27 protein-coding genes are annotated in these 21,464 nt (G+C 34.1%); 9 read left to right on the top strand and 18 right to left on the bottom strand.

What is annotated here, in order from left to right; genetic code table 11:
• Positions 1 to 63 precede the first annotated feature (63 nt).
• Genes lpxA through lpxD form a run of 3 tightly spaced genes read right to left on the bottom strand, consistent with a single transcriptional unit; the run spans position 64 to position 2,340 of the window.
• Complete coding sequence (gene lpxA, locus ACQH2P_RS00275) at positions 64 to 882, bottom strand: acyl-ACP--UDP-N-acetylglucosamine O-acyltransferase (RefSeq protein WP_425364067.1); 819 nt, start codon at positions 880 to 882, stop codon at positions 64 to 66.
• A 2-nt stretch (positions 883 to 884) separates the two neighbouring features.
• Positions 885 to 1,322, bottom strand: a complete 438-nt coding sequence (fabZ, locus tag ACQH2P_RS00270; RefSeq protein WP_425362542.1) for a 3-hydroxyacyl-ACP dehydratase FabZ — start codon at positions 1,320 to 1,322, stop codon at positions 885 to 887.
• Complete coding sequence (gene lpxD, locus ACQH2P_RS00265; RefSeq protein ID WP_425362541.1) at positions 1,312 to 2,340, bottom strand: UDP-3-O-(3-hydroxymyristoyl)glucosamine N-acyltransferase; 1,029 nt, start codon at positions 2,338 to 2,340, stop codon at positions 1,312 to 1,314. Before lpxD ends, fabZ begins: the two co-directional genes overlap by 11 nt.
• A 468-nt stretch (positions 2,341 to 2,808) precedes the next feature.
• Here lpxD and ACQH2P_RS00260 point away from each other — a divergent pair, with 468 nt between their 5' ends.
• On the top strand, positions 2,809 to 4,131 hold the full coding sequence (locus ACQH2P_RS00260; protein ID WP_425362540.1) for a cytochrome ubiquinol oxidase subunit I: 1,323 nt from the start codon (positions 2,809 to 2,811) through the stop codon (positions 4,129 to 4,131).
• Positions 4,132 to 4,332: 201 nt separating this feature from the next.
• Here ACQH2P_RS00260 and ACQH2P_RS00255 read toward each other — a convergent pair whose 3' ends face one another.
• The gene (locus tag ACQH2P_RS00255; protein WP_425362539.1) at positions 4,333 to 4,479 is read right to left on the bottom strand and encodes a hypothetical protein; all 147 of its coding nucleotides are present in this window, start codon (positions 4,477 to 4,479) and stop codon (positions 4,333 to 4,335) included.
• A 28-nt stretch (positions 4,480 to 4,507) separates the two neighbouring features.
• Between ACQH2P_RS00255 and cydB the strand changes: the two genes are divergently transcribed.
• Complete coding sequence (cydB, locus tag ACQH2P_RS00250; RefSeq protein ID WP_425362538.1) at positions 4,508 to 5,527, top strand: cytochrome d ubiquinol oxidase subunit II; 1,020 nt, start codon at positions 4,508 to 4,510, stop codon at positions 5,525 to 5,527.
• A gap of 162 nt (positions 5,528 to 5,689) precedes the next feature.
• On the opposite strand, the gene ACQH2P_RS00245 is transcribed toward cydB, so the two are convergent.
• Entirely contained in the window at positions 5,690 to 5,821 is a 132-nt protein-coding gene (locus tag ACQH2P_RS00245; protein WP_425362537.1) for a hypothetical protein, read from the bottom strand.
• An 88-nt stretch (positions 5,822 to 5,909) separates the two neighbouring features.
• On the opposite strand from ACQH2P_RS00245, the gene ACQH2P_RS00240 reads away from it, so the two are divergent.
• From ACQH2P_RS00240 to ACQH2P_RS00230, 3 genes are read left to right on the top strand one after another with little or no spacing between them, the layout of a single operon-like run.
• Positions 5,910 to 6,083, top strand: coding sequence for a hypothetical protein (locus ACQH2P_RS00240; protein WP_425362536.1), 174 nt, complete (start codon positions 5,910 to 5,912; stop codon positions 6,081 to 6,083).
• A gap of 52 nt (positions 6,084 to 6,135) precedes the next feature.
• Positions 6,136 to 6,393, top strand: a complete 258-nt coding sequence (locus tag ACQH2P_RS00235) for a type II toxin-antitoxin system Phd/YefM family antitoxin (RefSeq protein ID WP_425362535.1) — start codon at positions 6,136 to 6,138, stop codon at positions 6,391 to 6,393.
• A complete protein-coding gene (locus tag ACQH2P_RS00230; protein ID WP_425362534.1) occupies positions 6,386 to 6,838 on the top strand; it encodes a type II toxin-antitoxin system VapC family toxin in 453 nt (150 codons plus the stop codon). Before ACQH2P_RS00235 ends, ACQH2P_RS00230 begins: the two co-directional genes overlap by 8 nt.
• A 111-nt stretch (positions 6,839 to 6,949) precedes the next feature.
• On the opposite strand, the gene nuoL is transcribed toward ACQH2P_RS00230, so the two are convergent.
• The 8 genes from nuoL to ACQH2P_RS00190 form a co-directional block, all read right to left on the bottom strand.
• Positions 6,950 to 8,869 carry an NADH-quinone oxidoreductase subunit L gene (gene nuoL, locus ACQH2P_RS00225; RefSeq protein WP_425362533.1) on the bottom strand — a complete coding sequence of 640 codons (1,920 nt, stop codon included), beginning with the start codon at positions 8,867 to 8,869 and terminating at the stop codon, positions 6,950 to 6,952.
• A gap of 192 nt (positions 8,870 to 9,061) precedes the next feature.
• Positions 9,062 to 9,376, bottom strand: coding sequence for an NADH-quinone oxidoreductase subunit NuoK (gene nuoK / locus ACQH2P_RS00220; protein WP_425362532.1), 315 nt, complete (start codon positions 9,374 to 9,376; stop codon positions 9,062 to 9,064).
• The gene (locus tag ACQH2P_RS00215; protein ID WP_425362531.1) at positions 9,369 to 10,127 is read right to left on the bottom strand and encodes an NADH-quinone oxidoreductase subunit J; all 759 of its coding nucleotides are present in this window, start codon (positions 10,125 to 10,127) and stop codon (positions 9,369 to 9,371) included. The genes nuoK and ACQH2P_RS00215 overlap by 8 nt, the downstream gene beginning before the upstream one ends.
• A gap of 2 nt (positions 10,128 to 10,129) precedes the next feature.
• Positions 10,130 to 10,609 carry an NADH-quinone oxidoreductase subunit NuoI gene (gene nuoI / locus ACQH2P_RS00210; protein ID WP_425364066.1) on the bottom strand — a complete coding sequence of 160 codons (480 nt, stop codon included), beginning with the start codon at positions 10,607 to 10,609 and terminating at the stop codon, positions 10,130 to 10,132.
• Positions 10,610 to 10,679: 70 nt separating this feature from the next.
• Entirely contained in the window at positions 10,680 to 11,597 is a 918-nt protein-coding gene (locus ACQH2P_RS00205) for an Rpn family recombination-promoting nuclease/putative transposase (protein WP_425362530.1), read from the bottom strand.
• 207 nt (positions 11,598 to 11,804) lie between these two features.
• Complete coding sequence (nuoH, locus tag ACQH2P_RS00200; RefSeq protein WP_425362529.1) at positions 11,805 to 12,827, bottom strand: NADH-quinone oxidoreductase subunit NuoH; 1,023 nt, start codon at positions 12,825 to 12,827, stop codon at positions 11,805 to 11,807.
• Entirely contained in the window at positions 12,824 to 14,875 is a 2,052-nt protein-coding gene (gene nuoG / locus ACQH2P_RS00195; protein WP_425362528.1) for an NADH-quinone oxidoreductase subunit NuoG, read from the bottom strand. Before nuoG ends, nuoH begins: the two co-directional genes overlap by 4 nt.
• Positions 14,876 to 14,910: 35 nt before the next feature.
• Positions 14,911 to 15,057, bottom strand: a complete 147-nt coding sequence (locus tag ACQH2P_RS00190) for a hypothetical protein (protein WP_425362527.1) — start codon at positions 15,055 to 15,057, stop codon at positions 14,911 to 14,913.
• A gap of 101 nt (positions 15,058 to 15,158) precedes the next feature.
• On the opposite strand from ACQH2P_RS00190, the gene ACQH2P_RS00185 reads away from it, so the two are divergent.
• Complete coding sequence (locus tag ACQH2P_RS00185) at positions 15,159 to 15,317, top strand: hypothetical protein (protein WP_425362526.1); 159 nt, start codon at positions 15,159 to 15,161, stop codon at positions 15,315 to 15,317.
• A gap of 59 nt (positions 15,318 to 15,376) precedes the next feature.
• Here the strand turns inward: ACQH2P_RS00185 and ACQH2P_RS00180 are convergent, their stop codons facing one another.
• From ACQH2P_RS00180 to ACQH2P_RS00170, 3 genes are read right to left on the bottom strand one after another with little or no spacing between them, the layout of a single operon-like run.
• On the bottom strand, positions 15,377 to 15,676 hold the full coding sequence (locus ACQH2P_RS00180; protein ID WP_425362525.1) for an RNHCP domain-containing protein: 300 nt from the start codon (positions 15,674 to 15,676) through the stop codon (positions 15,377 to 15,379).
• Positions 15,676 to 17,181 (bottom strand): phosphotransferase, encoded by a 1,506-nt coding sequence (locus ACQH2P_RS00175; protein WP_425362524.1) that lies wholly within the window; start codon positions 17,179 to 17,181, stop codon positions 15,676 to 15,678. The genes ACQH2P_RS00180 and ACQH2P_RS00175 overlap by 1 nt, the downstream gene beginning before the upstream one ends.
• Positions 17,182 to 17,183: 2 nt before the next feature.
• Positions 17,184 to 18,257, bottom strand: coding sequence for a mannose-1-phosphate guanylyltransferase (locus ACQH2P_RS00170; RefSeq protein ID WP_425362523.1), 1,074 nt, complete (start codon positions 18,255 to 18,257; stop codon positions 17,184 to 17,186).
• Between the two features lie 90 nt (positions 18,258 to 18,347).
• Here ACQH2P_RS00170 and ACQH2P_RS00165 point away from each other — a divergent pair, with 90 nt between their 5' ends.
• From ACQH2P_RS00165 to tsaE, 3 genes are all read left to right on the top strand, one after another.
• Positions 18,348 to 19,115, top strand: a complete 768-nt coding sequence (locus tag ACQH2P_RS00165) for a LicD family protein (protein ID WP_425362522.1) — start codon at positions 18,348 to 18,350, stop codon at positions 19,113 to 19,115.
• A gap of 11 nt (positions 19,116 to 19,126) precedes the next feature.
• Positions 19,127 to 20,410: a DNA recombination protein RmuC gene (locus ACQH2P_RS00160; protein ID WP_425362521.1), complete on the top strand. Its 1,284-nt coding sequence runs from the start codon at positions 19,127 to 19,129 to the stop codon at positions 20,408 to 20,410.
• A gap of 227 nt (positions 20,411 to 20,637) precedes the next feature.
• Entirely contained in the window at positions 20,638 to 21,072 is a 435-nt protein-coding gene (gene tsaE, locus ACQH2P_RS00155) for a tRNA (adenosine(37)-N6)-threonylcarbamoyltransferase complex ATPase subunit type 1 TsaE (protein ID WP_425362520.1), read from the top strand.
• Positions 21,073 to 21,085: 13 nt separating this feature from the next.
• On the opposite strand, the gene ACQH2P_RS00150 is transcribed toward tsaE, so the two are convergent.
• A complete protein-coding gene (locus ACQH2P_RS00150) occupies positions 21,086 to 21,226 on the bottom strand; it encodes a hypothetical protein (RefSeq protein WP_425362519.1) in 141 nt (46 codons plus the stop codon).
• Complete coding sequence (locus tag ACQH2P_RS00145) at positions 21,208 to 21,390, bottom strand: hypothetical protein (protein ID WP_425362518.1); 183 nt, start codon at positions 21,388 to 21,390, stop codon at positions 21,208 to 21,210. Before ACQH2P_RS00145 ends, ACQH2P_RS00150 begins: the two co-directional genes overlap by 19 nt.
• Positions 21,391 to 21,464: the final 74 nt, after the last annotated feature.

Below are 21,464 nucleotides of genomic sequence, written 5' to 3'. Positions count from 1 at the left end.
CGCAAATACCACCAAATTTTGTGAATCCACTTCTTGAAAGCAGAAGAGTATATTTGCAACATTTTAGCTATTTGCCTTATCATGATCTACTTGCCTTGGTTGACAAAACACTCTGGTACTATCCTGCTTTATAAAAGCGATAATTTGCTCTACAATATGATTACCTTTATATTGCTTTGAAACTTTCTCAATTCTATTAGTAAAAATACCTTCACTAACAAAAAGATCATCTACCGCTTTTATAGTATCAAGCGTTTCCTGATTATCAAAGCCACGTCTTTTCATTCCAACTAAGTTTATACCTTCAAGAAATGCCCTTTCACTTGTGGCTAAACCAAATGGAATCAAATCTCTCACCACTGCAGACCCACCGCCTATCATTGCATGCTGTCCTATACGTACGAACTGCAGAACAGCGGAAAGTCCTCCTATAACAGCATAATCACCAACTGTAACGTGTCCACCCAGGCTAGCATAATTTGCAAAAATTACATTATTTCCTACGATGCAATCATGTGCTATATGTACTCCAACCATAAATAAACCATTATTACCTATAGAGGTAACCATACCACCACCTTTACTACCAGCTTGAATAGTTACATATTCTCTAATAGTATTATTACTACCTATGATGACCTCTGACTTTTCTCCCTCATACTTAACTATTTGAGGGGGCTGACCAATAGAAGCAAATGGATACATAACTGTATTAGCACCAATTTTTGTTTTTCCCTCTATAACTACGTGTGACTTTAGCTCAACATTATCTGCTAAAATCACCTCCGCTCCAATAGTACAAAAAGGTCCTATTCTGACATTCTTACCAATAGAAGCCCTTGGATCTACTATAGCAGTTGCGTGTATAGCTGGTGATACCATCATTAATTCCTATTTTTAAACATAGCAGTAAATTTGCTCTCTGCAACTATCTGATCATCAACTTTAGCATTACTTGAAAATTTCCAAACAGAGGCTCTATTTTGTTCTACTTTAGCATAAATATGTAATGTATCGCCTGGTTCAACAATTTTACGAAATTTTGCCTCTTCAATAGACATAAAGAACACATCTTTATCTTTTTTGAAATCCATTGATTTTGCTACTAAAATAGCAGAAAGCTGCGCCATAGCTTCAATAATTAAAACGCCTGGCATTACTGGTTTTGTAGGAAAATGACCAGTAAAATGGGGTTCATTAAAAGTAACATTTTTTATACCCAGAATTGACTCATTAAGCTTAAACTCCAGCACCTTATCTATTAATAAAAATGGATAGCGATGAGGTAACATTTCCATTATTTCTACAATATTAATTTTCATCTACATTCTGTTTTTTTATAAGCTGTTTCATAATTACTGATTGTTTATGCCAATCTCTAATCGGCAGTGCAGGAAATCCACCAACTGTTACTCCTGATTCAACATCCTTTATAACGCCGGCTTTTGCTGCTACTTGCACTTTATCACCCAGCACTATATGTCCGGATAGTCCCGACTGCCCTCCAAGAGCACAATATGCTCCTATTGTAGCGCTACCTGATATACCGACTTGGGCGACAATAATTGACCCCCTTCCTATTATAGCATTATGTCCTATCTGCACTAAGTTATCTATTCTACATAAATCTCCTATCACCGTATCATTCATTGACCCTCTGTCAATAGTAGTATTACTACCTATTTCAACATTATTACCTATTTTCACCATACCAGTGTGGAAAATTTTCTTATGAACCCCTTTATCTGTTGCAAAACCAAACCCATCTTGTCCAATTCTTGCTCCAGCTAATATTACCACATCATCACCTATTATACTGTAACTTATTGAAACATTTGAGTATATTAATGCTCTATTACCTATTACTACTCCATAGTCTATAACAGTTCCAGATTCTATAACGCAATTATCACCTATTATAACATGATCTTCAATAACAACATTATGTCCTATATAACAATTACTTCCTATAGTGGCAGAATCTGAAATATAGGCAGATTGCATAATTTTGTTAGGATAAGTTTTTGCTCTACTATAAAACAAATCCACTAATTTTGCATAAAAGAAATACGGATTTCTTACTTTTAATAATATCGTTCCATTATTAGATTCTTGCGAAAAATTCTCTGGAACTATGCAGCATGAAGCTTTAGTGTTTTGGAATTGAACAATATATTTGCTATTACTTAAAAAACTTATATCACCAACACCAGCCTCCTCTAACGACTTAACATCATGGATTAACAAGTCACTGGAACATACTGCCTCAGCATCTATTAACTTTATAATTTCTGATAATTTATAAGAGGCAGATTTCTTATAAAAACGCGGATTTATCATAGTTACTTAATTTTTACGAAATGATAGGAACAGTATAAATGCATGATGGGAGCAGTATAAACGTCAGTTAAAAAATATTCAAGTTTTCTTACAATAATTTATATTTGTATAATAACAAAATCGTTAACTGATCAAATTTAGAATGTTGATATTAGTTGTTATTTGAGAAGTTGGAACTTGCTCACCTATTATAGCTACCCGAATAAGTTCTTGATATTAAGTTGTCATTCCCGCGTAGGCGGGAATCTAGATAGCTGTTTTCGCAGGTATGACACAAAATAATTGCTTCGTCACTAATAGCAAAGAAATTATCTAGAACTTTAACGAGTTACCTATTATTTTTTGTCCTCATTTTTCAAATTATTTGAGTATACTGTTTGATTATACTGTACAAATAGTATATGTTAGAACTTAGAAACAAAAATAGCAACAAAATCAGCTATTTATAATGTGGTAACTATTTATAGTATGGAATTCGATCCTAATCTACTATCTCGTATACAATTTGCTTTTACTATAAGCTTTCATATAATTTTCCCGTCTTTTACCATTGGTCTTGCTAGCTGGCTTGCTGTGGTAGAAGGGCTATGGCTGAAAACTGGCAATAATATTTACCAAGAAATATATAAATTCTGGGTTAAGATTTTTGCTATTACCTTTGGTATGGGTGTAGTATCCGGTGTTGTTCTGTCTTATCAATTTGGTACTAATTGGTCAGGTTTCTCAGATAAGATAGGTAATGTCCTTGGACCACTTTTAGCTTTTGAAGTGCTTACTGCCTTCTTCTTGGAATCATCTTTTCTGGGAATTATGCTGTTTGGCTGGAATAGAGTTAGTAAAAAGATGCATTTCACTGCTACTTTAATCGTGGCAATTGGTACGATTATCTCTGCTTTTTGGATTCTGTCAGCTAATAGCTGGATGCAAACTCCTACTGGTTATGAAGTACGAGCCGATAATATTTTATATCCGGTAAGTTGGTTAGACATTATTTTTAATCCTTCCTTTCCATATCGTTTTTGCCATATGATGGTTGCAGCATACTTAACTACAGCTTTTGTAATCGGTGGTGTCGCTGCTTGGTATCTTGTACGTAACAAATTTGTTGCCCATGCTAAAACCATGTTTGGTATGGCAATGTTGATGGCAGTATTTGTTGCTCCAATACAGCTTTTTATCGGTGACCAACATGGGTTAAATACTTTAGAATATCAGCCTGCAAAAGTTGCTGCTATGGAAGGTATCTGGGATACAGAAGAAGGAGCTGCCCTTAGACTCTTTGGCTGGCCTTCAGCACAAGAAGAGACAACAAAATATACTATAGAAATACCAAAAGTTGCTAGTTTAATACTGACCCATAGCTTAGATGGAGAAGTAAAAGGCTTAAAAGAATGGTCAAAAGAAAACCGCCCCCCTGTATTAATAGTATTTTTATGTTTCCGAGTAATGGTAGGAATCGGTATATTAATGATAATTACTGGGGCAATTGCCGTAGTCTTATATTTACGTAAAAGATTATTTGATACCAAATGGTTCCAATATTGGTGTATGTTGATGACGCCAACTGGCTTTATAGCCGTGTTATCCGGGTGGTTTGTTACAGAAATTGGTAGGCAACCTTATATAGTATATAATATAATCAGAACATCTGAAGCATCTTCACCAGTGCTAGGACAACACATCTTTGCCTCATTAATTGCCTTTGTGATAGTTTATGTGTTTATATTTGGCAGTGCCACTTATTATATTATAGATTTAATAAAGAAAGGACCTATAGCTAACCAGGGCTAGCATTTAGCCGTAGTAAACTGGCGTCATTGCGAGACCACGCAGTGGTCGTGGCAATCCATTTCTAGGCACTTTTGTAGATTGCTTCGTCGCCACTAAAGTGGCTCCTCGCAATGACGCTTTGGGTAAAAAATACTTCCGTCATTGCGAGGAAACCATAAGCACAACTGTCGAAAGTTAGAAGAGGAAGGGGTTTAGAGGTTATCATGGGAGTTTAAAAGTTGTGGAAAACGTCATTGCGAGGAGGCGTGAGCCGACGAAGCAATCCATTTTTATGTCATCCCTGCGAAAGCAGGTATCTAGATTCCCGCCTACGCGGGAATGACAAGGTAGTGCGGGAATGACAGGCAAATTCATGTAATACAGGAGAACATCAACCATGCTTAATTTTGCTCCCTATATAGATTTACCTTTAGTTTGGGGTGGACTAATTGTCATTGCAATCTTTCTTTATGTATTACTAGATGGTTTTGATCTAGGAGTTGGTATATTATTTCCATTTGCTCCTACTCAAGATTGCCGCAATAAAATGATGAACTCTGTAGCACCATTTTGGGACGGTAATGAAACCTGGTTAGTTTTAGGCGGTGGGGGGTTATTTGCTGCATTCCCACTGGCTTATTCAATTTTGATGTCAGCCTTCTATATACCAATTATCGCAATGCTTTTGGGCTTAATTTTCCGCGGGGTAGCTTTTGAATTTAGATTTAAAGCCACTCTAAAGGATCGTTATATATGGGATTATTCTTTCCATTTTGGTTCTGTCATCGCTACCTTATTTCAGGGAATTATGCTAGGAGCTTTTGTCCAAGGCGTTAAGATTGATGGTAGGGTATTTGCTGGTGATGCTTTTGATTGGCTGACCCCTTTTTCTCTGATGACGGGTATTGCATTGGTATTTGGTTATGCTCTGCTTGGTTGCACTTGGCTTATCATGAAAACTGACCAAGATACGCAAATATGGGCTCGTAAATCTGCAGCATATGTATTAATTTATGTTATGTTATTTATGGGATTAGTAAGTTTATGGGTACCATTTTTAAATGAAAGGATTCGTATATTTTGGTTTACTATGCCTAATTTTGCATATCTCTCATTCATTCCTATTTTAACTATTTTTACATTATTTATGTTATTTACCACTCTTTATAAAAATAAAGAATTCCAGCCTTTTTGTTACTCAGTTTTACTTTTTGCTTTAGGCTATTTAGGACTAATCCTAAGTATTTGGCCTTTTACAGTACCATATCAAATATCTTTATGGCAATCTGCAGCAATAGCTGAATCACAATCTCTAATGTTGGTAGGAGCTGGATTGCTGTTACCAGTAATATTAGGTTATACAATTTATTGTTATTATATATTCCGTGGAAAATCAACTCATCACCCGATGTATTAGTAAGTTGAGAAAAATTTTTATTTCTCAGAAATGCAAACAATGGCTTTGGTTTGTAATTTTATACTTAGTGGGGCTAATATTTGTGCTATCATTATCCTGTATAATTAAAGTTATCTTTTTTATACTTGGCTAATGATTTAGCTAACCAAATTAGCATTTAAGTCATAGTAAACTGCTGTCATTGCGAGGAAGCAATCCATTTTTGGTTACTTTTATGGATTGCTTCGTCACTACTAAAGTTGCTCCTCGCAATGACGCTTGGGGATCATCTTTTTTCCTTAAATTGACATGCATACCGAATTATACTTTCACGATAGAATAAAAAATGTAGGGTATGGCCTAATATACACACTGTAGCATATAGTTATGCTCATAGGATTAGGTGATAAAGAACATAACGATTGTAAGTTGTCATTCCCGCGAAGGCGGGAATCTAGATACCTGCTTTCGCAGGTATGACACAAAGTTTGTATCACCTAATTCAATAGGTTTCACTATAATTAGTTTTCAAAACAAACTACATTTTAATGACTTGTCGATAATTTTGTTTGTATAATTAGTTGGTATATTATATAGTCATGTATATATAACATATGACCAGTAGTAATATGAAAAATAATATTAATCAAATATCAGCTAGTGAATTTAAAAAAGATTTTTTAAAATTAGTTGATGAAGTTAAAAATAAACATAGTTCTTTCACTATAACCAAAAGAAAAGTACCTGTAGCTAGAGTAGTACCCTTAGAAAACAATAATGTTAAAGATACAAAAAGTTATTTTGGCTGTATGAAAGGAACAATAAAAATAAAAGGTGATATTGTAAATTACTCCTCCGAATTAGATTGGGAAGTTAATAATGACTAAACCTATAAATAATTATCATGAAAGTTACTTAGAGAACTTGACTTTAGATACTCACGTATTAATATGGTATGCAGAAGGGATTAAGCTAGCCGAAAAGCAAATTAATTTAATAGAAAAAGCTAGAGAGAAAGGAGTTTTATATATTTCTGCTATATCTATTTGGGAAATATCTCTGCTAGCGAGCAAAAATAAAATGGCTTTCTCTATTAGCATAACAGAATGGGTTGATAAGTTATTGTCTACTCCTGGTCTAAATCTAATTGCTTTATCGGTTCCAATTCTAATCCAAAGCTGTGAACTACCAAACTATGAACATAGAGATCCAGCTGATAGATTAATTATAGCCTCTACTAGATTTATCAACTCACATTTAATGACTTATGATCAAAAAATTATTGATTATGCCAATAATGGATATCTTAAAATAGCAAATAGCGACTATTAGCTTGTAAAAATATTCAGTTATAGAGCATTTTAATACAATCCTTATACTCTATTTACGAACAATTACCTTGTTACCAAATACTGTCATACACCTTGTTATCAACACTACATTTTAATGAATTTGCTGTAAAACTATAAAAAAAGTAATATAGGCAACTACAAATAAGACGATATACAAGGTGTAATTAAATATGTAGCCGGTCTGTGATCTACTTACTAAAGCCCCAAAGTAATTTACTGTTTTAGCAAAATTATTTGAACCGAATCTATCAATAACTCTTTGGTCTATCAAATTCAATAGCTTACTTAAGCTAGCGACTAATCTTACTACCAGCAAGTCATAAATTTCATCAAAATAATATTTATTTATCAACAATTTCTTGATAAATGTTATTTTTACTTTATGAAGAATGTTTTTATAAAAATAAATACCTAAAACAATACCTATTAATCCCACAACCATTGGCAACAATTTTATGTAAAGAGGCGGATGATTTGCTAGTCTTTGATAAATATGAATATTGAATATACTATCAAGGAAATAACCATTTGGTTTGTCAAGAGCAAGAATATAATGACCTATCATCCCTGCAACCAAACTGCCTACCGCTAGGAGATTAAGTGGCAGATTCATGATATTGGGTGATTCGTCAACGTGATTAAATTGATCCATAGTTAATCTAGTTTTTCCATGAAATACTAATAAGATAATTTTCATAGAATAAATGGCAGTCAAAATTGCCGCAACAATTCCGAGAATAAACACTATAGTACCTATTACACCACCGCTACTATATGCTAGCTCTAAAATCGCATCTTTTGAATAAAATCCCGCTAAAGGATAAATACCTATCAGTGCCAGTGAGCCAATTAAGAAATTACAGTAAGTAACTGGCATTTTATCTTTCAAACCACCTATCTTAAAAATATCTTGCTCATGACAAGCATGAATCACACTCCCAGCTGATAAAAATAATAAAGCTTTAAAAAATGCATGAGTAACTAAATGAAAAATACCAGCATTATAAGCTGACACACCGCAAGCAAGAAACATATAACCAAGCTGGCTGCAAGTAGAATAGGCAATAATTTTTTTTATATCATTCTGAACTATGGCAATAGTTGCGGCAAATATACAGGTAATCCCACCAATAATGGCAATAAAGCTCAATACCCCTACACTATACTCAAATAAATAAGAACACCTAGCTACTAAAAAAACCCCAGCTGTTACCATGGTTGCAGCATGAATAAGTGCTGATACTGGCGTTGGTCCTTCCATGGCATCTGGTAGCCATATATGCAAGCCAATTTGTGCAGATTTGCCCATACATCCTAAGAACAATAACAAACATACTATGTCAATTATTGATACGGTAAAACCCAATATACTTAATTGCATATTAGACAATAATTGTGCTTTATCAAATACGCTAGCAAAATCAACTACCCCAAAATAAACAATAATAGTAATGATCCCCACTATAAAAGCAAAATCCCCCACCCTATTAACGATAAAGGCTTTAATTGCTGCTTTATTTGCCGTTTCTTTTTGATACCAAAAACCAATTAATAAGTACGAACATAGACCAACCCCTTCCCAACCAAAAAATAATTGGACAAAATTATCTGCTGACACCAAAGCTAGCATAAAGAAGGTAAATAATGATAGAAATGATAGAAATTTAGGTAATCCTTCATCATCTGCCATATAGCCAAGAGAATAAATATGTACCACAGCTGAAATCCAAGTAACTACTATAAACATAATGGCGGTCAGCTGATCGACATAAATTGCCCAATTTATATTCATCTCACCAATTACTAGCCATTTTGCTAAAATTAGATGAATAATGACTTTGTTTATTGCCACATTATAAAATATAAAGCTAGCTAATATTGCCGATAAACTTATTGCAATAGTGGCAATAAAAGCTGCTTGCTTCTTGCTAAAACACTGACAAAACAAACCATTGATCATACCAGAAATCAATGGTAATATTACCGTGAATATTGCTGCTGCACTTACCATATCAGTTCCTAAAATTAAGTTAACCCGATTAACTATTACTCCGTCATTGCGAGGAGTGTGTAAGCACGACGAAGCAATCCATTTCTAATCACTTTCCTGGATTGCTTTGTCGCTACTGAAGTAGCTCCTCGCAATGACGTTGTCTAGACGCTCGACTTCGTGATAATTAATTTTCGGAGTTGCCATCGTCAATTAACCCTTCATCTGATTCATCTCATCCAGTTCTATCGAACCCTTATTTCTAAAATAAACTAATAATATAGCAAGACCTATTGCGGTTTCAGCAGCTGCTATTGTTAAGATTATTATACTAAAAATTTGACCAGATATCTCATGTGCATAAGTAGAGAATGCTACAAAATTTATGTTTACAGCAAGCAGCATCAATTCAATTGACATCAGGATTGTTATGACATTCTTACGATGCATAAACAAACCAACCATCCCTATACTAAAAATCAGTGCTGACAAAATTAAATAATGCTCCAAAGTGATAGTACTAATCATATTGTATTTCTCCTACTCCTGCATTTAAACGTGGTTTGACCATTAATATGCTATTATCTTTGTTTTTAGCATGTTGCTTGGCAATATCCTGCCTCTTAACTCCACTACGATGCCTAATAGTTAGAGTAATACAAGATATCATTGCCATAAATAGAATAATACCCGAAATTTGGAAAGGTAAAATATAGTCAGTATATAAGACTTGTCCAATAGCATGAGTATTAGTAGACTTCCTGAAAAAGTCTACTTCTGCTGGTGATTTGTACGTCGATTCGGTACTCAAATCCTCACGTACACTTAAGTACGCTGCGGTTTTCCGTTCCGAGTCTCCTTCAAATCCCTCACCATAAGTAACTTTTTCAGGAAGTCTAATATCTGATCCTACCTCAAATTGTCTATTATCTAAAACTATATCTTTAGCTCCTAAGCAAATTATCAGGACAAGATCAGCAAACATAATGAGTGCTACAGCAATACTAATAAATAAGTTTTTTTTGAATTGTACAATAATATCCGTAAAACGAATATTCAACATCATTATAACAAACAAAAACAATACTGCTACTGCTCCAACATATATCACCACCAACATCATTGCTAAAAATTCTGCTCCTAGCAAAATCATTAGCCCTGAAGCGTTACAGAAAGTAAAGATCAGCCATAATACAGAATAAACAGGGTTTTTACTAATGATCACCAAACAACTACTTATAACCATTAGCCCGGCAAATAAATAAAAAAACATCTCCATAATTATCTATATTTATAATCATTATGTAGCTTAATTGCTAATTCTTGCTCCCACATATCACCATTCTTCAACAATTTTTCTTTGTCATAAAGCAATTCTTCATGACTAATAGTAGCAAATTCAAAATTAGGACCTTCCACTATCGCATCAACTGGACATGCTTCTTGGCATAGACCACAATAAATACACTTGGTCATATCAATATCATACCTAGTGGTACGCCTACTACCATCTACTCTTTCTTCTGCTTCAATAATAATAGCCTGAGCTGGGCAAATTGCCTCGCAAAGCTTACAAGCAATACAACGTTCCTCACCATTGGCATAACGCCTTAATGCATGCTCGCCCTTAAATCTCGGGCTTATCCTCCCCTTCTCATAGGGATAATTTATAGTTACTTTAGGCTTAAAGAAATATTTCAAAGTTAGGCCAAGCCCTGATACTATTTCAAATAACAAAAAAGACTTCAGGTAATTAATTATTCTCATTTCATTATACACCAAAAATTTCTAGCACTAAGCATGTTTTACAAATTTAAATTATTCTATTTAACTACGAAAGATATCCAGGATCATTTTTAATTTCCAATAATTGATTAATTCTAGTAATAGATAAGCTAGTAATTTTAGCTACTTCCTCAATAGAGCTACCATTTTCTATCATCATTTTTATTAATTTAGCTTCTCCTCTAGCTTCTCCAATTTGGATACCTTCCTCTCTGCCTTCCTCTCGAGCTTTATCCCCAAATTTTTTGAGAGTGTTAGCTTCAATACGCAGCCACTTCAGATGATCTTCATAGGCAGCCCTTTCTTCCTCAGTAAAATTCATCACATCCAAAACTGTTAGGGCTTTTTTTAAGCTAACATCATTCAACTCTGCTGGTAGAGCATCTTTGTTCAGTAAATCGTTTCTAGTTAAAAACGTACTCCACATATCAAGAGAATTCTTTACCTTCTTTACTATGTCAGCCAGCTGTTCTTTTGGATTATTAGTAAACTTATTTAGCTCAATAGTATGCAACTCTAAATCCTTGAAATATAACAAACCGCTATCTTTTTCTACTATATGAAACACATTATGATATTTATCTTCATGTAAAATAGACGTAAAGTTTAATATATGAATGCCAATAGCTTTCGATAAAGTAGCATAGTCCTCAGCAGTCTTTAATTGCTCAGTATATAATTTAGCCCAATAATAAAGAGCTCTCTTATCATAATCAGCTTCGTCAGTAATTTGGATTTCAATATTAAATCTTTTGCCATCCTCTCCTTGTGCTTTAATATCTAAAATTGACAATTTATCGCTCTTGAAATTTTTTGGATTATATGGATTAAGAAGTTTTACTTCTGTTATTTGATCTTCCTTAGACACAATCGAATTGATTAGGGAAATAAGCAAATCCTTATTCTCTTCAACACCGAAGATTTTTTTGAAGGCGATATCGACTCTAGGACTGATATTTGACATAAATCTAACTAACTATATATATGTTTATTTTCCTTATTTTATAGCTAACCCGATTAATATTTAGCCATAATAGACTTTTGTCATTGCAAGACCACGTAGTGGTCGTGGCAATCCATTTCTAATCACTTTTAGGATTGCTTCGTCGACCTACTACGGTCTTTTTTCCTCGCTAATAGACGGAAGCTATCTAAAACCTTCCCGGGTTAGCTATAGGTAGTTTGGTAAATTATTGGTAAACATTAAAACACTTGATATTAACACCACCCAAAATAAAGTAAAAGGTAAAAATACTTTCCAACCTAAACGCATTAATTGATCGTAACGATATCTAGGTAACGTTGCTCTTATCCATAAGAAACAAAATAATAAAAACCCAACTTTTACTATAAACCAAATAAAACCCGGCACGAAATTCAAAAACTTAATACCAAAAGGTGGCAAATAGCCACCTAAGAAAAATGTTGTGGTCATACCGCTGGCTAAAATCATATTAGCATATTCGCCAAGAAAAAATAAGGCAAAACCCATAGAAGAATATTCAACATTATAACCAGCAACTAGCTCAGACTCAGCTTCTGATAAATCAAAAGGTAATCTATTAGTTTCTACAAGTACTGATATGAAAAATATTACTGCCATAGGTAATAACATCAAGTCAACCCACCAAGGCAATAATTGTTGCCTTTCTATGATTTCTGAAAGGTTAAGAGTTCCCGTCGTTAAAAGTACAGTAACAATCACCAACCCTATAGATACTTCATATGAAATCATCTGAGCTGATGAACGAATAGCTCCAAGGAAAGCATATTTCGAATTACTTGCCCAACCAGCTATGATTATACCATAAACCCCCAACGAGGAGATTGCCATAATATATAAAACCCCAACATTGATGTCAGCTAATACTAGCTTTTTATCAAAAGGTATCACTGCCCAACCAATTAAACTAAGCACAAAGGTAACCATAGGTGCTAAGGTAAATAATATTTTATCAGCTTGATTTGGTATAATTGTTTCTTTAAATAATAGTTTAACTGCATCAGCAATTGGTTGCAACAAGCCAAAATATCCAACTACGTTTGGACCTTTTCTCAGTTGCATTAGACCTATTACTCTTCGTTCAGCATAGGTAAGATAGGCTACACACAGCAGAAGAGGAATAGTGATAGATAGGACTTTCAACGCCACAATAATTAATGGTAATAGATATTGTTGAAATAACGATATCATGCAACTTTTTCCCTTTCTTGCTTTGATTCTAAGCACTTTGCCATAGTAATAGACGCCCTACTAATTGAATCTGTCATATAATAATTTATCGGTTTAGTCATTATATCATCGTTAAGTAATTTATCTGTAGAGGTAAATTCTATAAACTCACCACTCATTATCTCAGAAATATTGGCAAATACCGGGAACTCGGCTGCCAACTTATTTCTTATTTCAACTAAATTATTCATACCAAGATTTAGCCCTAAATTATTGGCAAGCTTATTTATAATAAGCCAATCTTCTTTTGCCTGTCCTACTGGACTAGTTGCTGCCCTGGCATATTGCGGTCTTCCTTCAAAATTTACGTAAATAGCATCTTTCTCCGTATAGCTACTAGCAGGAAAAATGACATCTGCTGCATTTGCTCCATTATCACCGTGATGCCCTTGATATACGACAAAAGATGATTTTATTTTGCTCATATCAATTTCATCGCTACCTAGTAAATAGACAAATTTGATATCACCTATTTCTGCCTTTTGTAAAATTTCATAAACCCCATTACCACCACCCTTAGAACTGAAATTTTTAGGGCTGAAACCTATATCTAAACTACCAACCATTGACGCATGATTATGCAATATATTAAAACCATTCCAATCGTCTCTAACTATTTTATATTTGTCCACCATCTGATGAATGAGTGCCAAAATAGCATAACCATCATCCCGAGAATATACTCCATCACCAATAATTATAACTGGATTTTTTGCAGCTGCCAACTCTTTAGAAAATTGATGTTCTCCTGATATTATTGCTTTAATTACCTCAGGGCTAGCCCCTAATTCACTGATAGAATAAGTTTGGTCGCTAATATTACCAATTCGAGCTACTTTTAACTGACCTTCTCTTTGTAATATACCAATACGAGAATTAAGAACCGGAGCTATTTGTCTAATATTTGCACCAATTAGCAAAATTAGATCAGATTTCTTAAGTTCAGAGATTGTTGTGTTAAATAGATAGTTTCCCCTGCTAGATTTGTCTATTTTATAATTAAACTGGTTGCTATCAAAATTATTACATCCTAGCTTTTGTAACAATGTTTTTAATAAAAACATTGATTCGGTGCAGGCGAGTGTTCCAGCTATTGCCGCCATTTGCTCACCGGCAAGCGACTGTAATTTTTGTGCTACCAGTGCAATAGCATCACTCCAGGAAGCTTCAACTAATTTACCGTTGTGTCTTATATACGGAGAATCTAACCTTTGATATCTCAAGCCGTCATAAGCAAATCGGGCTTTATCTGATATCCACTCATCATTAACCCTCGGTAATATCCTCATTACTTCAGATCCCCTACTATCGACTCTTATATTACAGCCTTGGGCATCCAATACATCTATTGATTCAGTTTTCTTTAATTCCCAACTACGAGCTTTAAAAGAATAAGGCTTTGAATTTAATGCACCAACAGGGCAAACATCTATAATATTGCCTGATAGCTCTGATTCAAGACTACGCTCAAGATACGAGGTAACTTCCATATGTTCTCCTCTGTAAAGAGCCCCTATTTCCTCAATTCCAGCAATATCAGTGGCAAATCTTATACATCTTGTACATTGTATACATCTAGTCATTTGGGTCTTAATCAAAGGCCCCATATATTTATCTTTGACCGTTCTTTTATTTTCCAAAAATCTAGAACGTGCTCCACCATATTTAAAGGCTTGATCCTGTAGATCGCACTCACCTCCCTGGTCACAAATAGGACAATCTAGAGGGTGATTGATCAATAAAAATTCCATTACCCCTTCACGAGCCTTTTTAACGCCGATAGTATTAGTGTGGATCACCATGCCTGGGGTAACAGACGTGGCACAAGAAGCAATAGGTTTTGGAGATTTTTCCATCTCTACCAAGCACATACGACAATTACCGGCAATCTTCAAACGTTCATGAAAGCAGAAATGGGGGATTTCTATACCAAGCTTGCTACAGGCACGAAATACGGTTGTGCCTTCCTCTACTTCAATTTCAATACCGTCTATAGTAAGTTTTATCATTGATATTCATATTATAGTTTTATATTACGTCAAAATTATATATAGCTAACCCGCTTAGTATTTAGCCATAGTAAACTTACGTCATTGCGAGGAGGCGTGAGCCGACGAAGCAATCCATTTTTGGTTACTTTTATGGATTGCTTCGTCGACCTACGGTCTTCTCGCAATGACGTTGACCACATACGACTTTTAAAGTGTACTATCTAAACCTGCTTTACCTTCTAACTTTCGACAGCTGTGGTATTCGCGTGTTCACGTACTATAGTTATGCTCATAGGATTAGGTGATAAAGAACATAACGATTGTAAGTTGTCATTCCCGCGAAGGCGGGAATCTAGATACCTGCTTTCGCAGGTATGACACAAAGTTTGTATCACCTAATTCAATAGGTTTCACTATATCTCACCCCTTGTTTTACGTTCCAATTCTTCAAATCACTTGAGTATACCATATTATATACTAGTCACTAATCTAAATTTTTCAATTTTGCAAGAATAACTTCTAACTAAAAATATTTAGCAAATTTTCTACATTATCCGTATCAGCAAGTTTATTATTTTTATATTCTCGACATTTAAGACATTTATGGGTTAAGACCAAACCTTTTTTACCATCTGTTTTATAGGCAATTGGCTGCATTAGTCCATTACATCCAGATGCCCTATCCCCAGGATTAACATCTACATGCTTACTGTAGAAACATATTGGGCAATGATTAGTATAACCATTGCCTTGGATGAATTCACCACACATCTCACAAATAAAATCTTCTTTATTTCTATAAAACTTTTTTGTTGCCATTAACTTAACGTATTCTTGTAATCTGTAAGGATTTCATTAATAATACGCCAAGATTGTGGAACTTCAACAGCGTTTGTTCCTGCAAAACCAGCAACGATTATCAAGGCTTTCCACAAGCTCCAGGCACGACCGCGATTCCATGTATCGGCATCCAACGAAAGTAGTGTACGAAAGACTTCCCTGCTTTTTTTCCCAAACATATTCCAAGCTATTGCTAGATCACAAGCTGGATCACCAATTCCCAACCCTCCAAAGTCAATGACAGCACTCAACTTTCCTTCCTGCACTAACAGGTTACCGACACTGATGTCACCGTGAACCCACACCGGCAAACCCTGCCAGGTAGTTGCAAGTGCCGCCTCCCAAAGCTCAAGAGCAACACCAGTATCGATTTTGTCCTTCAGAATATCAATTGCTTGCCGTATCTCAATATCGTAGGTCTTTAGCGTTCCCCCACGATAAAAATTATGTAATCCGGGCAAAGGTCCATCCGTCGTATCGATGCGTTGTAGAGCGATAAGAAACTGTGCTAGATTAGTTGCGAAGTCACACTGATCAGCTATATGTGCAGACGCAGCAGTGTCGCCCTCAATCCAGCGGTAAATTGACCATCGCCATGGATACCCCTCACCCGGTTCTCCCATTGCCAACGGCTCTGGAATTGGAAGAGGTAACAAAGGTGCCAATTTAGGCAACCATTTTTGTTCTATTTTTACCTTCATTGCATACTTTGCTGCACTTGGCATGCGTACAAGCATCTGTTTACCTAAGTGAAATGTTCGGTTATCCCACCCCCCAACCACGACTGGTTGTACAGGCAAATCTTTCCATTGTGGAAATTGACTGGTGAGTAATCTACTCACCAATGTGCTGTCTATAATTAATTTCTTATTATCTACTATTTGTGCTTGATCCATTTTATTTACCCCACTTAGCCTTTGGTCAGGAAGATTTTTGCTTTTGCCGTATGTACATGACCAGATTTGTATATACTTCTCTATCATCCTTTTTACTGAACTATCCAACACAAGTTCTTCGTAATTATAAGTAAATTCTATCCATCTTAAATCATGTGATTCGGCATTTTTTACAAAATAATCGTTGCAAACGGTTTTTAGCAAAAACCTCACATCATAATGATAATGTTCTTGTTCTTTAGCATTACTAGGAATAAAATGAACATCTATATCATAAATTTGCCTAGAAATTGGTTCAATATCTAAAATTCCAGATTCTTCCTGAGCCTCTTTAATTGCTACAGCTAAAAGGTCATTATTACCATCACAATGCCCCCCTGGCTGCAACCATTTATCTAACTTACGATGATGCATCAATAAGAATTTTGTTTTATTAGAATTAAGCAAAAATCCTGAACTGGTAAAATGCCCTTCTTTTGTTTCTCTACTAAACGGATTATCACAATTATCTAAAAAGTCTAACATCCTTTCTTTATATTCATTTTCTTCTTGAAAATTACTGATATAATTTTTTATATTCTCACGCAAATTCATAATATTTCTTTCCGTCCAATTTCGGTCATTTCTATCACCAGCTGCTTTATTTTTCCGATTTCTGACTTATTTGCGATCAGTAACGCATCTTTAGTATTAATAATTATTATATTATCAATTCCTATTACAGCAGTAAGCTTATTATTAGAGCTAATATATGAATTGGTACTATCAATGCTAATAACATCACCTTCACAGTAATTATTGGTTATATCTTTCTTTTGCATTTGCCATAAAGAATGCCAACTGCCAATATCATTCCAACTAAAATTGGCTTCTATCATGATCATTTGACTAATATTTTCGATTATAGCATAGTCTAAAGAAATTGGCGTAATATGTATGTATGGTTCTAAAGCAAGAGTTATATTATTATAATTTTTAGTTGCAGAATAATATGCTTCATATGCCTGTTTAAGAAGTTTCCTTTGGCATAATTTAGCCTGTTCTAGAATAAAATCTATATTAAAAATAAAAATTCCTGAATTCCAAAAATATTTGCCATTTTTATATTTGTCGTTTTCTTCTAAATAATTTTGTGCTTGTTGAATATTAGGCTTCTCCACAAATTGTTGGGTTTTGTAAATTCCATCTGCTAATAACTTATTTGTTTTGATATAACCATATTCGCTATTTGCAAAACTAGGTCTAATACCAATAGTACAAATACCAAATTTTGAGAGATAATTCAAAGATTTATTAATAGTATCTAAGTAGTTATCAACATCGTGTATATAATGGTCAGAAGGCAGCAATATAATCGTATCGTAACCATTATTTTTTGCTTGAATAGCTGATATAATCGCACATGATGCTGTATTTTTAGCCATAGGCTCTATTATTAAATCTGCTTCTATATTTAGTTCTCTAAGTTGCTCTTGTGTTATTACTTCATAATCCTTAGCAATTATTAAAGTTGGTTTACCTAAAGTTCTATTTGTAATCAAAGTTTTTTGGATTAAACTACAATTTTCAAATATTTTGATGAATTGTTTAGGTTGCATTTGCCTCGATAATGGCCATAATCTTGTTCCTAGACCACCAGCCATAATTACTGGTTTTATTTTCATATATTATTAATTGTCTAATGGTTAAACTAGATCAACTTATAGTATAAAATATGAAAGAAGTCCACTAAAAATAAATAAGAGAAATAATATATGCACAAACCCCTTAAGAAAAATAACTTTTTATTTAAAGTAGTTGGAGTGATGATAATTATCTACGGTTTGTACCAAGGTTATGTAGAGTTTTATAATCACCAATGGAGATATGTGACTCCTACCGACCAACAAGTACAGAAATATACAATTAGTGCAGAACACGCCCTACACTTATATCAATTAATGAAAGATACTCATGAAATATTAACTAAGCATAACATAAATTATTGGATTGAGGGCGGTACGCTTCTTGGAGCAGTAAGACACCAAGGTATCATACCTTTTGATGATGACTTAGATATCGGTATAATGCATGCTGATGAAATCAGATTACAAGATATATTAACGGATTTTACAGAGTTAGGTTATAAAATTCGCCATCAAGACTTTTACACAATATGCGATAAGAGATGTATAGATATCTTTATCTTCCGCCAAAAAGACAACAAGTTTTTATATAGTAATTTTAGAACATTAGGTAGATTTCCTAATGATTTCTTTTATGTTAATGAATTATTCCCACTGAGGAAATATCAATTTGGTGAGATTGAAGTTTATGGCCCTAATGAGTTTAAAGGGAATCTAGATAGAGCTTATCCGGAATGGGATAAATATGCTGTAATGCAACAACCACATAATTTTCATGTTACCCTTTCACCTATTGAACAAAAGACTAAATTCACTTTAACCCCGAAATTATTAGAGCCAGCTAGACCAACTGGACCTTTGGAAGATCGGGTAATTTCAAAGCCGTTAATTAAATAGTAATTTTTCAAATGTTTTATACTATATTATTGCTTACCGGACTTGTCGTTTTATTTGGTTTATTCGCTTGGTTTTATCATAAAACAATCAAACTACATGCAGAATTAGGCTTTATATCAAATAATTATTTAGAGACAAATAAGCAAAATCAAATTTTGCAGCAAGAAAAAATTTCTTATATTCAAAAGATTGAACAATTATCCAGTAAACTAGACTACCAAAGTCAATTGATAGCTGAAGCAGATAAAGCAAGGCAGGAATCATATGTATCAGCAAAAAATGCTTTATTTGATCTTGGTAATGAACTATCTAAACAATTAATTGAAATTCATAGACGAGAAAATCAAGAAGCTAGGGAATTATCAGAAAAAAATATTGCGGGAGCAACAAACAAATTTAATAGCGAGTTTGAACGTTTAATAACCATGGTTGGGTCGTTGAGTAGAGATATTGAACAATCTAAAGGGACAGTAGATATTATCAAACAGTCCCTGCTTTCTCCTTCTGGAGCTGGCTTACTTGCCGAGATTACTCTTGAGAATATTCTAAAGTCATCAGGTCTACGTTCTAATTTAGACTTTATCATACAATATTCTGTGACAACAGTTGATAATTTAAAACTTAGACCAGATGCCTTAATCTTTTTACCTTCTGATAATTTAATGGTTATAGATGCAAAAGCTTCAAAGTTTTTAGTAGATTTAGGACAAGATAGTACTAATCTTAGCAAAACCATGAATAATCATTTAAAATCCTTAAATAGTAAAGATTACGCAGAAAATATTTTAGCTAGTTTTCAAGATAAAAAGAAACATTTTGGTAATATAGTTACTTTAATGTTTGTTCCTACTGAACAGGCTATTGAGAAAATTCTGATTGCGGATAATAATTTTTTACAAAAAGCCTGGGAAAATAATATTTTTCCAGTTGGTCCAGCAGGACTTATGAATATGCTATCATTTGCCAAGTTCCAAATTTCAGATTATAGGCGTTCAGAAAATCACAAATTAATTATAGAAGAGGTAAGAAAATTACTGACCTCTATCGCTTCATTAGCAGAGCATTCGCAGAAACTTGGCAGTAATATTCAACATATAGTCAATAATTATGATAAGTTTGCCGCTTCTTTTAACCGACATTTTTTATCTCGAGCTAGGAATATTCAAAAATTAGGTGTAGATATTGGCAATAAAACAATCCAGTATCCTATAGAGCGTTATCAACTTGTCTCATCAAAATCTGAAATTATCGATGTTGAGTTAGTTGAATCCAACAAAATCGAGAAATTAGAATAATTACTGTTAATATTTGATGTTATAGGGTTAATATGCTAGACTAGAGCTAACCTGAGAAGGTTTTAGATAGCTTCCGTCATTGCGAGTAAGACCGTAGGTCGACGAAGCAATCCAAGAGCATGGATTGCCACGACCACTACGTGGTCTCGCAATGACGCCTGGAGTATCTAGAACTTTAACGGATTAGCTATATTTGGTTATGTATACTCTTCTGATTTGGAGAATTAATGAAGTTTCAAAAAGAGTCTGTTATTTTAAATAACGAACAAGACTCTATATTGTTTGCACAAACTATAGCTAAAAATTTAGAGTCTAATAAAATTATAACTTTTTCAGGTGATTTAGGTTGTGGAAAAACATTTATCTGTCGAGAGATTATAAAGTATTGTTGTGGATCTGATACTAATATCAGCAGCCCTACTTTTAATTTGCTACAAATTTATAAGACATCAAAATTCACGATTTATCATTTTGATCTTTATCGTTTAAACTATTTAGAAGAAATTTATGAACTAGGTATAGAAGAAGCCTTGCAGGGCAATATTTGTCTAATTGAATGGCCAGAAATAATTGAAGAAATATTACCGCTACCTATAACTAAAATTCACCTACAAATACTCGAAGATAATAAACGTTCTTGTAGTATTTTTCATTTCTCATAGCATAAATACTTCGTTAGATTGTATAGCTAACCCGAGAAGGCTTTAGCCATAGTAAACTGACGTCATTGCGAGAAGCAGCTTTGCTGCGACGAAGCAATCCAAATATAATCACTTTCCTGGATTGCTTCGTCGCTACTAAAGTAGCTCCTCGCAATGACGTATAAGTATAATGGTTTTAAAAGAGATGGGTAATAGTAATGTTATAGTGAAACCTATTGAATTAGGTGATACAAACTTTGTGTCATACCTGCGAAAGCAGGTATCTAGATTCCCGCCTACGCGGGAATGACAACTTACAATAGTTATGTTCTTTATCACCTAATCCTATAGGCATAACTATAGTCGGATTAGCTATACGAAGTATGCTTGAGTTCCAATTCAATAAAAAAATA

Origin of the sequence: Candidatus Tisiphia endosymbiont of Hybos culiciformis (assembly GCF_964030975.1) — a bacterium.
Classification (GTDB): domain Bacteria; phylum Pseudomonadota; class Alphaproteobacteria; order Rickettsiales; family Rickettsiaceae; genus Tisiphia.
Note: the sequence above shows the minus strand (reverse complement) of the source record. Positions and strands in the feature narration are given on the sequence as shown.